Raw genomic sequence first — 11,769 nt, 5'->3', positions numbered from 1 at the left:
CCGACCGACCCGGGACCCCGACTCACCGTCCGCGACCGTCGCAGCCACGTACCCCGACCCCGTCCCGACCTCCAGCACGCAGTCCCGCGTCGAGAGCTCCGCCACCGCCGTTTCCGCCAGCAACAGGGAGTCCTCCGCGGGCTGGTAGACGGTCGTCTCCGTTCCGCGTCGGTCGGCGAGGTCACTCATCGCCGCTCCCGTCGCTTCGTCCGCGCACGTCTCCGCCGTCGTTCTCGCCCCCTCCCCGCCGCCGGACTCTGTCACGCCCGAGCCGTCGCCGAACTGGTCGTCCCGGCGGACGGCCGACCCCGGCTGGTCGGCGTCCACGGGTTCGTCCGCCTCGATTGTCGGCTGCTCGCTGACGCGGAACCCGCCGGTCTCCGCGCGCCCCGAGAGTTCGCGCTGCGGGAACGGAATCTTCACGCCCTCCTCGTCGAACGCGGTTTTCACGGCCGAGATGACCGCGGTCTGGGCGCGCCACATCCGCCGCGAGCTCGGCTTGTCGATCCAGAACCGGAGGTCCAGGGTCACCGCCGAATCGTCGAAGGACTTCAGGACGACCTGCGGCCGCGGCACCGTCAGGATGTCCTCGACGTCGCCCATCGCCTCCTTCGCGACGTCCATCGCGCGGTCGACGTCCGTCGTGTAGTCGACGCCGACCTCCACGTGAATCCGCAGGCGGCCCTTCCGCGACCGGTTGGTCACCTCGTTCGACCCCACGTAGTCGTTGGGGAGCATCACGTACTCGCCGTCGAACGTCTGCAGCCGCGTGTTCACGATGGTGATGTCCGTCACGATGCCGTCCTTGTCGCCGACCTTCACCCAGTCACCGATCTCGAACGGCCGCGAGAACATCAACACGAGCCCCGCGATGACCGCGCCCAGCGTCTGCCGGGCGGCCATCCCGAGCACGATGCCGGCGAACCCCGCCCCGATGAGGAGGCCGGAGAGGTTCACTTTCCAGAACCCCAGGACGACGATGAGCGTCAGGATGTACATCGAGATCTGGACGATGCGGAACGTGATCTCGGCCTGGTGTTCCGTGACACCCTCTGTGCGACTCACGAACCGCTCGACGGCGCGGTGCGCGATGCCCGTCCCGATGTACACGCCGACCAGGAACGCCACCGTGAGGAACGCGCGAACGAACATCGTCGCCTGCACCTGGAAGCTCGCCAGCGTCTCCCAGGTAGCAGCCTCCGCGTCCCACGCAATCACGATGACCGCGGTGACGACGACGAGCGCAGCCAGCGACCCGATGCTCGCGACGACGCTGGATACGCGACCTTCGCGGCGCGCGCTCTCCCGCCTCGACAGCAACAGGAACGCGAACAACCCCAGAATCGCGACAGCAGACGCCGCGAGGCGCTCGACGGTCGAGAGGTCGTTCACGGCGACGTCCACGAACTCCGGCGCGGTCACGTCGCTCCCTCCCGCTGGATGCCCAACGCGACGTTCGCCAGCGCCGCGAACGTCGCGGGCGAGAGGTCACCCGGACGCTTCCCGAGGACGTCCTCGTCGACGGCGTCGACGACGGCGTCCGGGTCGTCCAGCCCGGAGATGTGGCCCGTGTTCCGGATTGCGTTCCGCACCGTCTTCCGGCGCTGCGTGAACACCGCCTTCACGAAGTCGAAGAAGAAGGCCTCGTCGTCGACCTCGTACTCGGGGTCCCGGGGCGTCAGCCGCACCACCGCGCTGTCCACGCGCGGCTGCGGGTCGAACGCCTCCGGCGGCACGGTCTCGACGACCTCGACGTCCGCGTAGTGCTGGGCCGCGACCGACAGCCGGCCGTACTCGCTCGTGCCCGACTCCGCGGCCATCCGCTCGGCGAACTCCAGCTGGTACATCAACACCGCGGGCTCGCGCTCCGGCAGCAACCGGAACGTCACCCCGCTGGAGACGCCGTACGGTAGATTCGACACGCAACACGTGTACGCAGGGAACTCGACGTCGAGTGCGTCGCCCCGCACGACGTCGAGGCGGCCCGCGGCAATTTCGTCGCTGAACTCCTCGCGGAGGAAGGCGGCGTACCCGCGGTCCCGCTCGACGGTGGTGACGCGGTCGGCGACGTCCAGCAGGCGGTCGGTCAGCGCGCCCGTCCCCGCCCCGATCTCGAGGACGTGCGACCGGTCGAAGTCCCCGGCGTACGTCGGAATCCGGTCGAGAACGCGGTCGTCGACGAGGAAGTGCTGGTCGCGCTCGGGGTCGGGCCGGCCGGCGCGACGGATCAGCGCGTCGGGGTCCCGCGAGTCAGTCATTGCCGGGTGTATCCACCGGGCTTCCCTAAAGGCTACCTTCTGTCCCGGTGGCACGTCAGAACGAGGCGACCGGCTACGACCGCGCGAAGTTGTGGTACTTCAGGTCGTCTTCCTGGATTTCGTCGAGGATGCGCTCCACGATGACCTCCTCGGGGTTGTGCAGGCCGTCCACGCGGTCCTCGACGTCCTCGAAGCTCTCGAATGGGCCGTGGCGCTTGCGCTCGTCGAGGATGTTGTCGCGGAGTTTGTCGCCGATTCCGGGCAGCAGATTCAGCTGGTGGAGGCGCAGCGAGATGGGCTGGGCGTCGTTGTAGAAGTCCACGAAGCGCTGCTCGTTGGCGTCCACGACGTCCTCGATGACGTAGTCCAGCTCCGAGCGCGCGCCGTCCGAGAGGTCCTCGTAGTCGACTTCGCGGCCGCGCTCGATACCGTCCTCGAAGTCGGGGCGGATGCGCACGCGGTCCAGAATCGAGATGTCGGCGTCGGGGTCGAGGTTCAGCTCGTAGAGCGTGAACCGGTCCGTCGAGACGGCGTACGCCAGCGGCCCGTCACCGTAGTCGTGGCCGCCATCCGACCGGCCGTGTGCGAGGAAGTCGAGGACGACGGCGTACTCTTCGTCGTCCGCGGAGGACGTGTCACTCATACCTCGGCGTACGCCGAGGCGATACTTAAACGGTCGCCTACTCGTCACAATCGCGGGACCGGTCCGCGGGCCGTCGTCGCGTGGTCGCTTACGCGTATTTCGCGACGACGTTGAGAATTTCGTCGAGTTCGTCGCCGGAGAGCGCGTAGCGCTCCTGGGCGAACACGGCGCGGAGTTCCGTCCGCGTCCGCGGCAGCAGGTCCGCAATCTTGTACGCCACGGACTCGTCCTCGACGACGTCGAGGGCGAGCAGCTCCGAGACGAGCTCCCGGGATTCCTCGGGTTCGAGAACCGCGAACCGGTCGACGTGCTCGATGGCTCGCGCGAGTTCGAAGCGGAGTTCGCGGTCCTCGTCGGCCGCGCGCTCGGCTTCGACGTCGGCGAGCAGTTCCTTCGTCTCGGCGGTGGTGAGGAACTCCTCGTCGAGCGTTTCCTTGAAGATGGTCATGCTAGTCCTGCTGTGCGCTGAGGTGCGCTGCCTTCGCGATGACCGTCTTCTCCTTGCCGTTGTCGTTGATGCTGACCTTGAACGCTGCGCCCTGCTTCCCGATGACCTCGCCGGTGAGGCCGTCGAAGCGCGGGTGGAAGCGGCCCTCAGCCGTGCTGGGGTCGGTCTTCAGGTGGACTTTCTGTCCGTCGTCGAACTCTGCGATTGCGCGCTGCGGCGGGGACGTCCCACGGTCTCGTGGGCTGTTCGAGAGTTTGTCGCGCGTGCCGTTGAGGGGTCCGTTGGAGCTCGGCATAGTCGTACGTCCGGATACTGCCGTCGCGGTTATAAAACGCACGTTATGGGCGTGACCGAGCGAAGCGAGGTCACGGTAGTGCGAGCGGGGAGCGAAGCGACCCGCGAGCCGCGTGGTCGAGCGTGGCGCGGACGAGTGAAGCGAGTCCGCGGAGTCAGCGAGCGGCGAAGCCGCGAGCAGCGACACCTCGGTGCGAGTGACCGGGAGCGTGACCGCGAAGCAACTGTTTAAGTCGCCGAGCGTGCTACGTGTCTCCGATGCGAGTACGGGACTGGGAGGACATCGTCTCCGACGTGGTGGAGTCGGACGTCGACCCGGACGACTGGCGAGCCGTGGCGGGCGACAGAGCGTCCGGTGTCGGCGAGGACTTCTACCTCGGTCACCCCTCGCGGGGGGTCTTCCACCTGAAGACGTACGCGAAGAACCCCTTCGAGGTCCGGGGAGTCGGAACGCGGGTCGCCCGGAAGGTCGACGACGGCCTCGCGGACTACCTCCCTGACACCGACGCCGGCCGGTTCGCGGTCCAGCAGCCGGTCGAGGACGAGGACGAGGCCGAGGAGAAAGCCAACAGGCTCGAGCAGGTCGTGCAGGCGCACGCGGACGCGCAGACGACGCCGTCGGATTTCTTCGACGACGTCATGGACGCCCTGGAGAGCCCGGCGTTCGGGCCGATGGAGTACGACCCGCACGGTCGCCCGGAGGCGATGGAGGAGCTCGCTGACGAGTTCCCGGACGCCGAGGCGTTGCTCGACAAGGAACTCGACGACCTCATCGACGAGGACGACGTCGGTCGCGGATTCCACTGACTGCGCGACCGCTGGCGGGGCGACACCCGCCGTCGCTGGGTGGCGCTACTCGAACAGCGGCGCGAGGCGGTCCTCGTAGCAGGACTGGCAGACGTAGTGGTCGACCACGCCGGCGTCCGTCTTCGTGTTGATCGTCGCGTGGACGGCGTGGCTGACCGGAACGTCGCTCCCGCAGACCACGCAGGTTGTTGCCACGGCTGTTCCCCAAGCGGACGTATTCGTCGCGCGACACTTATAACCGAGTGCGAACGCCACGCGGTCCGCGGCCCCGCCGGAGTGACAGCTGCGGGACAGCACGCAGTGCCAAGCGTTGGAGACGTCAGCACTCCGACCGAGCCAGCTGTTCCGCGTGGCCGTCGCTGTCGAGTCGACCGGCACCCGCAAAAATGTCGTGGGCTGAACCCGCTACTCCTCGGAACGGACGGCGGGTTTGCGCTCTTTGACGTCCTCGACGACCTTGGTGACGTCGACGCGCTTCTCGCCGATGGTCGCACCCAACAGGCCGCCCAACCCCGCGCCCGTGCTCGCGGCGTTCCGGCTGACGAAACCGCCGACAGCGGCGCCGACGGCGGCACCGATGGCTGCGTACTTTGCGCGACTGAGGGCTCGCTTGAGTCGACTCATTGTGTCCGAAAATACGCAGGGAACCCGTATAAGCTTGTTTGCGGATTGAGACATCTAGGCGAGCGAACCAGACTGTCTCTGGGGCCCGTCAGGCGTCCTGGTGGCGGGCCAGCCACAGCTCGGGGCCGTCCAGTTCCTCGTCCGTTGGCAGGTTCTCGGGGTCGTCCCAGACGTGGGCGGCTCCGGCGATTCCGCGGTCGCCGGCGACGACGTCGAAGAACTCGCGGCCGCGCTCGTACTGCTCGCGCTTCAACTGGAACCCAAGCGCGCGCTTCAGGAGTTTCGTCAGCGGGCTGCCGCCCTTCCGGCGGGCGTCGAGTTTCCGCCGAAGGTCGTCGTACTCGCCGTCGAACGCCTCGTCCATCAGCAGTTCCGCGAACCCCTCGACGGACGTCATCGCGACGTTCAGCTCGCGGAACGCGTCGGTCTGGAGTTCGCCCTCGCCGAGCGCGGCGATGCCGTCCTCCAGGCGGGCTTCGAGGTAGTCCGAGAGCCACGGCGCGGCGCCGAACTCGGCGGCGTGCGTGACCTCGTGGAACGCGATCCACCGCCGGAACCGCGGGAACGCGATGTCGAGGTCGTCGGCGACGCGGCGGATATTCGGGTGGACGAAGTAGAGGCCGTGCTCGCCGTCCGCGAGCAGCAGTGGGTCGTACTGGCCGAGCACGTGACGGGAGACGAACGCGAGCGCGCCCGCCGTCGTCGCCGTGTTCAGCGAACTCGCGACGCCCGGCAGGACCTCCGTGCGCTCGTCCAGCGGGTCGAACGCGCGCTCGAACGTCTCGACGTTCGCGTCCAGCCAGTGGTGTCGGTTCTGGATCTCGATGGTGTTCGGGACGTCGAACGTCATCCCGGACACCTCGCGGAGGCGCGTCCGCGCGTCCCGGACGTCGGCAGCGTACGCTTCGGCTTCCGCCTCGGAAACGTCGACCGCACCCGGTTTCGTCGCCGCTTTCGCGGCTTCAGCGACGGCGGCCCAGTCGATGGCGCCGTCGCCGCTGGCGCCCGCGACCGCCTGGGCACTCTCGAAAAGCGTCATACAGGAAGTCCGCGACGAACGTCCAAAGCCCTTCTGCCTGTCAGGCTTCCAGTTCGACTTCCTCGCTCGGTTCTGGCTCGGAGTCGGTGCTGCGGCGCCGCAGGCCAGCGAGCACCGCGAGCGCGACGAGCACGCCGAGGGCGATGAGGGCGCCCACCCCCGCGGACTCGCTGGACTCGTTCCCGGACTCCTCGCTCGCGAACGCCTCGGGTTCCTCCGTGGTTTCGGACTCCGCCTCGGAGTCGTCGCTAAACGCCGTTTCGACGTCCTCGCCACCGGTCGTCATCGAGGGCGAGAAGTCGAACTCTGCGTCGTGGAAGTGGAACTCTAAGATCCCCATGTGTGGGATTTCGACTGCCGGACAGTTAGCCGTTGCGGGCGCGGGCGCGAGACTCCCGCTCGGAGCGACCGCGACGCTCCCGGAGGCTTCTTGTCCGAGGCTTCGCGACGGAGCGTATGGACGAGACGCGAGACGCGTTCCTCCGGCGACTGCTCGAGACGCCGAGTCCCTCGGGCTACGAGACGCGGGGACAGCGAGTCTGGGTGGACTACGTGGCGGAATACGCCGACGACGTGCGTACCGACGCCTACGGCAACGCCATCGCGGTGTACGACGGCGGCGGCGAGGACGCCACGGAAGTCGCGTTCACGGGCCACGCCGACGAACTGGGCTTCGTCGTGACCGCGATCACGGACGACGGATTCCTCCGCGTGCGTCCGCTGGGCGGCGTCGACAAGTCGGTGACCGAAGGGACCCAGGTCGCAGTCCACACCGAGGACGGGACTGTCAACGGCGTCATCGGCCAGACGGCCATCCACCTGCAGGACCACGGCGACGGCGGCGAACCGGCCGACGTCACAGAGCAGCACGTCGACGTCGGCGCCGCCGACGGTGACCACGCGCGCGACCTGGTGACGGTCGGCGACCCCGCGACGCTCGCGGCGGGCGTCCACGACCTCGCTGGCACCCGAATCGCGGGCCGCGGCATCGACAATCGCGCGGGGTCGTGGGTCGCCGCGGAAGGACTCCGGCGGGCCGCCGAGCGCGACGCCGACTGCAGGGTGTACGCCGTGAACACGGTCCAGGAGGAACTCGGCACGAGAGGCGCGAGCATGGTCGCGTTCGACGTCGACCCGGACGTCGTCGTCGTGGACGTCACGCACGCCGCGGACAACCCGACGTACCCGAGCAGCCACGCCAGCGAGGTCGAACTCGGCGCGGGGCCGACAGTGACGCGCGGCGGGTCGAGTCACGCCGAAGTCGCGCGCGCAGTCCAGGCGGCCGGCGACGCCGAGGACGTCGACGTGCAGGTGGAGGCGATGTCGGTGACGACGGGGACCGACGCCGACACGTTCTTCACGGAGCGAGCGGGCATCCCGACCGTCGCGCTCGGCATCCCGAACCGGTACATGCACACGCCCGCGGAAGTCGTCGACACCGACGACATGGAGGACGCGGCCGACCTGCTGGCTGCGTTCGCGGTGCGGGAGGCCGACCGGGAATCGTTCGCGGTGGACGTGTAGGAATCGACGCCAGGGTCCTCGAGGGACTCCACCCCGAGCAGGAGTCGGTGGGCGTTCGGGTCGCAGGCTCGCCGAGGACGCGGTTCGCGTCTCTGGTCCGGTACGCTTATAGACGCGACACGCGGCAGTTCCCATATGAGCGGCCGACCACTCGACATACTCGAGGAGTCACTGGAGGAGACCGTCACGGTCAGACTCAAGGACGGCGAGGAGTTCACTGGCGTCCTGACGGGCTACGACCAGCACATGAACATCGTGCTGGAGGGCGAAGACACAACGATTATCCGTGGCGACAACGTCGTCACCATCAAACCATGACGGGAACTGGGACCCCGAGTCAGGGGAAGAAGAACACCACGACGCACACGAAGTGCCGTCGCTGCGGTGAGGCGTCCTACCACACGAAAAAGAAAGTCTGCTCGAGCTGTGGCTTCGGGAAGTCGGCGAAGCGCCGCGACTACAGCTGGCAGGAGAAGACCGGCGACAACTAGCGGTTCTCCGTTTCTCCCGCGATTTCACGGCTCCGTAGCTACGCGGCCGCCGGACAGTCGTTCACGGCGACGTCCTGTCGTCTGAACGCCGACTGGACGGGCACAACCCCGTGTAGAAGAGACGACTGGACTGTCGGATGCAGTCGCGGTCGCGATTCGAGACGCGTGCGCGGAGCGACGCCCCCGGCTTCAGGGCAGTTTCAGGTAGTCCTTCCCTGCTTTCTGGGCGCGGAGGACTTCGGCGACGCCGGACTGGACAGTGGTGACGCCGTCCGTCAGGTCGTCCGGATCGTGACCGAATCGCTCCAGGGAGTTCGCGCAGACGTCGACGGTGACGCCGGCGGTCACCATCTGGCTGACCTTCGGGGACTCCGTCCCGGTGGCTAGCAGGAAACGGACCCCCGGTCCGTTGACGACGAGCTGGATTGCGTCCGGCGGCGTCGGTACGGACTCGTCGCGCGCGAGATTGACGAGGTTCCGGATTGCCATCTTCCAGTCGCCGATGTCATCGCTCGAGACGTGCACGACCACGCCCCGTTGCCCGCTCATGCCAGAGACATGGTAGGCGGCCAGGATAATTCTGCGGGTCGCGACACCGACGGAAGCGCCCCAATTGTGCCCACATTTGTGCATATAATCGACTGCGGAAGCGGTGACTTCGACACGGTTGCGGAAGTTTTACCCTCTCAGGGCGGGAATCTCGTGGCATGTCATCCGGGCGCGACAGCGGCGCCGAGTTCGACCACCCGACCGAGAAATGTGGCGTCGTCGGCGTCTCGCTGGCCGACCGCGACGCCGCCTTCCCGACGTACTACGCGCTCTACGCCCTCCAGCACCGCGGCCAGGAGTCCGCGGGCATCGTCTCCCACGACGGCTTCCAGCAACACCAGCACGTCGGTATGGGTCTCGTCGGGGACGCCTTCGACGAAGCCGACCTCGAGGGTCTCGTCGGCGAGGCTGCCATCGGGCACGTCCGCTACCCGACCGCGGGAAGCGTCGACAAGTCCTGCGCACAGCCGTTCTCCGTCTCGTTCAAGGGCGGCGCGCTCGGCCTCAGCCACAACGGCAACCTCGTGAACGCCGACGACATCCGCGACGACCTCGCTGCCAGCGGGCACGCCTTCACGAGCGACGGCGACACGGAAGTCATCGCCCACGACCTCGCGCGAAACCTCCTCGACGACGACATCGTCTCCGCCGTCGAGACCACGATGGAGCGGATCCACGGCTCGTACTCGCTGACCATCATGCACGACGAGACGGTCCTCGGCGTGCGCGACCCGCTGGGCAACCGCCCGCTGATCATCGGCGAACTCGAGGACGGCTACGTGCTCGCCAGCGAGTCCGCCGCCATCGACACGCTCGGCGGTAGCGTCGTCCGGGACGTCCGCCCCGGCGAACTGGTCGTTCTCCACGAGGACGGTTCCGGCTTCGACTCCCACCAGCTCGTCGAAGCGTCGAACACCGCCCACTGTTTCTTCGAGTACGTCTACTTCGCGCGCCCGGACTCCGTCATCGACGAGGAGCTCGTCTACGAGGTGCGGCGCGAACTCGGCCGACAGCTCTGGGCCGAGACCGGCGTCGAGTCCGACGTCGTGATGCCGGTCCCGGACTCCGGGCGCGCGTTCGCCTCTGGGTACGCAGAAGCAGCGCAGAACGACGGCGCCGGCGTCGAGTTCGCGGAGGGCCTGATGAAGAACCGGTACGTCGGCCGGACGTTCATCATGCCGACCCAGGAAGCCCGCGAACAGGCCGTCCGCCTGAAACTCAACCCCATCAAGTCCACCGTCGAGGGCCGCGAGGTCACCATCATCGACGACTCCATCGTCCGCGGGACGACGAGCAGTCAGCTGGTCGACCTCGTTCGGGAGGCTGGCGCGGACGCAGTCCACGTCCGCATCGGCGCGCCGCCGATCGTCGCGCCCTGCTACATGGGCATCGACATGGCGACCCGGGACGAACTCATCGCCGCCGACAAGACTGCCGACGAGATCGCCGCGGAGATCGGCGCAGACAGCCTGTCGTACCTCTCGCTGGACGCCATCACGACGGCCATCGGGAAGTCCGAATCCGACCTCTGCGTCGGGTGCGTGTCCGGCGAGTACCCCTACGACGTCCAGGACGAAGCGACGGACCGGGACGTCGAACACCCGGCCGCGGGCGCGTCCGCCGACGACTGAAACCGGGACGCTGCAGCTCCTGGAGATGCGTGGATGACAGAGAGGGGGGAGGGTCGCACCACCGGAACTGCGTCCAGTGGCGCGAGGGGTGGGGTGGGGTGGGGTTGGGTGGGGTTGGGTCAGCAACCGGCTGTGTCCGGCGAGCCCGGTCTCCCGGGCCCGCACAGGTCCCGCGGTCGACGTGCCCGGCGTCTCGGGTTCGCGGGAGGGGGAAACGCTCCGGGGCTGGTGCGACCGACAGTGAGTCAGTTCCCTGCCAGTCGCCACTCGTTCGTACGCGCCGGGACGCATTTACTATACAGTATCTAAACCGCGGAATCGCGTGAACGGAGTGCGCCGCCGCATGCGACGCGTCGGTGGGCGGCGATTTGGATGCTGCATAACCAAGTCGTTCCTGGTCACAGATGGATGCATGTTCGGCACGAGCGGTATTCGGGGCACGGTCGGCGAACGGGTCACGGGCGAACTCGCGGTCGCGGTCGGCCGAGCCGTCGCGTCGGACGGCCACGAGCGCGTGGTCGTCGGCCGCGACACGCGAGAAACGGGGTCACTTCTCCTGGACGGTGTCTCGACGGGACTCAGGGAGTGCGGGGCGGACGTCGTCGACGTCGGCGTCGAGGCGACGCCGACAGTCGCGCGCGCAGTCGGCGACCTGGACGCCGACGCCGGCGTCGTCATCACTGCTTCGCACAACCCTCCCGAGGACAACGGCTTCAAACTGTGGACGCCGAGCGGGCAGGCGTTCGACGAAGCCCAGCGCGAAGCGATCAGCCGGCGAATCCGGGAGGACGACTACGACCTGGCGTCCTGGCGGGAGACCGGCGACCGGTCCGAGCGCACCGACGCCGCCGAGCGGCACGCGGCGGCCATTCTGGACGCGACGCCGCGGGTGTCCGACGTCTCCGTCGCCGTCGACGTCGGGAACGGCGCGGGGCAGTTGACCGCTCGCGTCCTGGACGACCTCGGGTGTTCGGTGTCGACGCTGAACGCCCAGCCTGACGGCCGGTTCCCGGCGCGGCCCAGCGAGCCGACCGAGGAGACCCTGGAAACACTGGCCGCGTACGTCGCCGCCACAGACCACGACCTGGGTGTCGCTCACGACGGCGACGCGGACCGGATGATGGCGCTCGACGAGGACGGCGCGTTCCTCGAGGGCGACGAGCTCCTCGCGTTGTTCGCGCGGGCGGTCGCGCGACGGCGACCAGGTCGCCGTCCCGCTGAACACGAGCATGCTCGTCCAGGACGTCCTCGCAGACGTCGGCGCGTCCACGGTGCGAACGCCCGTCGGCGACGTGTTCGTCGCGGAACGCGCGAGCGAACCGGGGCGTCGTCTTCGGCGGCCTGGAAGTCCAGCACGCCGAGGTCCGCGGTCCGGAAGGACGCCAACTGGTCGCCGAACCCGTACTTGCGGACGCGGTCCCGCATCTGGGGGACCCACTTCTGCCGCCCGACCACGACCGA

Annotated in this window: 15 protein-coding genes and 1 pseudogene; 6 read left to right on the top strand and 10 right to left on the bottom strand. The window is 68.2% G+C overall.

What is annotated here, in order from left to right; all coding sequences use genetic code 11:
* From GRX66_RS11615 to GRX66_RS11595, 5 genes are all read right to left on the bottom strand, one after another.
* Window positions 1–1,422, bottom strand: a 1,422-nt coding sequence (locus tag GRX66_RS11615; RefSeq protein ID WP_325064078.1) for a mechanosensitive ion channel domain-containing protein, incomplete at its 3' end; no start/stop codon positions are given.
* A complete protein-coding gene (locus GRX66_RS11610) occupies window positions 1,419–2,258 on the bottom strand; it encodes a 16S ribosomal RNA methyltransferase A (RefSeq protein ID WP_159526709.1) in 840 nt (279 codons plus the stop codon). The genes GRX66_RS11610 and GRX66_RS11615, both read right to left, overlap by 4 nt.
* A gap of 73 nt (window positions 2,259–2,331) precedes the next feature.
* Window positions 2,332–2,901, bottom strand: a complete 570-nt coding sequence (locus tag GRX66_RS11605; protein ID WP_159526708.1) for a DUF655 domain-containing protein — start codon at window positions 2,899–2,901, stop codon at window positions 2,332–2,334.
* Between the two features lie 88 nt (window positions 2,902–2,989).
* The gene (locus GRX66_RS11600; protein ID WP_159526707.1) at window positions 2,990–3,349 is read right to left on the bottom strand and encodes an RNA polymerase Rpb4 family protein; all 360 of its coding nucleotides are present in this window, start codon (window positions 3,347–3,349) and stop codon (window positions 2,990–2,992) included.
* A gap of 1 nt (window position 3,350) precedes the next feature.
* Window positions 3,351–3,644, bottom strand: a complete 294-nt coding sequence (locus GRX66_RS11595; protein ID WP_159526706.1) for a 50S ribosomal protein L21e — start codon at window positions 3,642–3,644, stop codon at window positions 3,351–3,353.
* Window positions 3,645–3,901: 257 nt separating this feature from the next.
* Here GRX66_RS11595 and GRX66_RS11590 point away from each other — a divergent pair, with 257 nt between their 5' ends.
* Window positions 3,902–4,450, top strand: a complete 549-nt coding sequence (locus tag GRX66_RS11590; protein WP_159526705.1) for a hypothetical protein — start codon at window positions 3,902–3,904, stop codon at window positions 4,448–4,450.
* A 45-nt stretch (window positions 4,451–4,495) separates the two neighbouring features.
* Here the strand turns inward: GRX66_RS11590 and GRX66_RS11585 are convergent, their stop codons facing one another.
* The 4 genes from GRX66_RS11585 to GRX66_RS11570 all read right to left on the bottom strand — a co-directional run bounded on the left by GRX66_RS11585 (window position 4,496) and on the right by GRX66_RS11570 (window position 6,453).
* The gene (locus GRX66_RS11585) at window positions 4,496–4,645 is read right to left on the bottom strand and encodes a hypothetical protein (protein WP_159526704.1); all 150 of its coding nucleotides are present in this window, start codon (window positions 4,643–4,645) and stop codon (window positions 4,496–4,498) included.
* Between the two features lie 210 nt (window positions 4,646–4,855).
* Window positions 4,856–5,074, bottom strand: a complete 219-nt coding sequence (locus GRX66_RS11580; RefSeq protein ID WP_159526703.1) for a hypothetical protein — start codon at window positions 5,072–5,074, stop codon at window positions 4,856–4,858.
* Between the two features lie 88 nt (window positions 5,075–5,162).
* Window positions 5,163–6,113 carry a zinc-dependent metalloprotease gene (locus tag GRX66_RS11575; protein ID WP_159526702.1) on the bottom strand — a complete coding sequence of 317 codons (951 nt, stop codon included), beginning with the start codon at window positions 6,111–6,113 and terminating at the stop codon, window positions 5,163–5,165.
* Window positions 6,114–6,153: 40 nt separating this feature from the next.
* Window positions 6,154–6,453 carry a hypothetical protein gene (locus GRX66_RS11570; RefSeq protein ID WP_159526701.1) on the bottom strand — a complete coding sequence of 100 codons (300 nt, stop codon included), beginning with the start codon at window positions 6,451–6,453 and terminating at the stop codon, window positions 6,154–6,156.
* Window positions 6,454–6,569: 116 nt separating this feature from the next.
* Between GRX66_RS11570 and GRX66_RS11565 the strand changes: the two genes are divergently transcribed.
* From GRX66_RS11565 to GRX66_RS11555, 3 genes are all read left to right on the top strand, one after another.
* Entirely contained in the window at window positions 6,570–7,637 is a 1,068-nt protein-coding gene (locus tag GRX66_RS11565) for a M20/M25/M40 family metallo-hydrolase (protein WP_159526700.1), read from the top strand.
* A gap of 135 nt (window positions 7,638–7,772) precedes the next feature.
* Window positions 7,773–7,955 (top strand): LSM domain-containing protein, encoded by a 183-nt coding sequence (locus GRX66_RS11560; RefSeq protein WP_159526699.1) that lies wholly within the window; start codon window positions 7,773–7,775, stop codon window positions 7,953–7,955.
* A complete protein-coding gene (locus GRX66_RS11555) occupies window positions 7,952–8,128 on the top strand; it encodes a 50S ribosomal protein L37e (protein WP_159526698.1) in 177 nt (58 codons plus the stop codon). The genes GRX66_RS11560 and GRX66_RS11555 overlap by 4 nt, the downstream gene beginning before the upstream one ends.
* A 189-nt stretch (window positions 8,129–8,317) precedes the next feature.
* Here GRX66_RS11555 and GRX66_RS11550 read toward each other — a convergent pair whose 3' ends face one another.
* Window positions 8,318–8,677, bottom strand: coding sequence for a DsrE family protein (locus GRX66_RS11550; RefSeq protein ID WP_159526697.1), 360 nt, complete (start codon window positions 8,675–8,677; stop codon window positions 8,318–8,320).
* A 158-nt stretch (window positions 8,678–8,835) separates the two neighbouring features.
* Here GRX66_RS11550 and purF point away from each other — a divergent pair, with 158 nt between their 5' ends.
* On the top strand, window positions 8,836–10,308 hold the full coding sequence (gene purF, locus GRX66_RS11545) for an amidophosphoribosyltransferase (protein ID WP_159526696.1): 1,473 nt from the start codon (window positions 8,836–8,838) through the stop codon (window positions 10,306–10,308).
* 412 nt (window positions 10,309–10,720) lie between these two features.
* Window positions 10,721–11,769, top strand: a pseudogene (locus tag GRX66_RS20805) (phosphoglucosamine mutase); the annotation flags it as partial.

Origin of the sequence: Halobacterium bonnevillei (genome assembly GCF_009831555.1) — an archaeon.
GTDB classification, from domain to species: Archaea; Halobacteriota; Halobacteria; order Halobacteriales; family Halobacteriaceae; genus Halobacterium; species Halobacterium bonnevillei.
This window is presented reverse-complemented; position numbering and strand designations above follow the sequence as displayed.

What these genes read in the sequence shown, in the direction of transcription:
- GRX66_RS11610 (WP_159526709.1), bottom strand. Translation starts at nt 2,258, where the DNA reads ATGACTGACTCGCGGGACCCCGACGCGCTGATCCGTCGCGCCGGCCGG.
- GRX66_RS11605 (WP_159526708.1), bottom strand. Translation starts at nt 2,901, where the DNA reads ATGAGTGACACGTCCTCCGCGGACGACGAAGAGTACGCCGTCGTCCTC.
- GRX66_RS11600 (WP_159526707.1), bottom strand. Translation starts at nt 3,349, where the DNA reads ATGACCATCTTCAAGGAAACGCTCGACGAGGAGTTCCTCACCACCGCC.
- GRX66_RS11595 (WP_159526706.1), bottom strand. Translation starts at nt 3,644, where the DNA reads ATGCCGAGCTCCAACGGACCCCTCAACGGCACGCGCGACAAACTCTCG.
- GRX66_RS11590 (WP_159526705.1), top strand. Translation starts at nt 3,902, where the DNA reads ATGCGAGTACGGGACTGGGAGGACATCGTCTCCGACGTGGTGGAGTCG.
- GRX66_RS11580 (WP_159526703.1), bottom strand. Translation starts at nt 5,074, where the DNA reads ATGAGTCGACTCAAGCGAGCCCTCAGTCGCGCAAAGTACGCAGCCATC.
- GRX66_RS11575 (WP_159526702.1), bottom strand. Translation starts at nt 6,113, where the DNA reads ATGACGCTTTTCGAGAGTGCCCAGGCGGTCGCGGGCGCCAGCGGCGAC.
- GRX66_RS11570 (WP_159526701.1), bottom strand. Translation starts at nt 6,453, where the DNA reads ATGGGGATCTTAGAGTTCCACTTCCACGACGCAGAGTTCGACTTCTCG.
- GRX66_RS11565 (WP_159526700.1), top strand. Translation starts at nt 6,570, where the DNA reads ATGGACGAGACGCGAGACGCGTTCCTCCGGCGACTGCTCGAGACGCCG.
- GRX66_RS11560 (WP_159526699.1), top strand. Translation starts at nt 7,773, where the DNA reads ATGAGCGGCCGACCACTCGACATACTCGAGGAGTCACTGGAGGAGACC.
- GRX66_RS11555 (WP_159526698.1), top strand. Translation starts at nt 7,952, where the DNA reads ATGACGGGAACTGGGACCCCGAGTCAGGGGAAGAAGAACACCACGACG.
- GRX66_RS11550 (WP_159526697.1), bottom strand. Translation starts at nt 8,677, where the DNA reads ATGAGCGGGCAACGGGGCGTGGTCGTGCACGTCTCGAGCGATGACATC.
- purF (WP_159526696.1), top strand. Translation starts at nt 8,836, where the DNA reads ATGTCATCCGGGCGCGACAGCGGCGCCGAGTTCGACCACCCGACCGAG.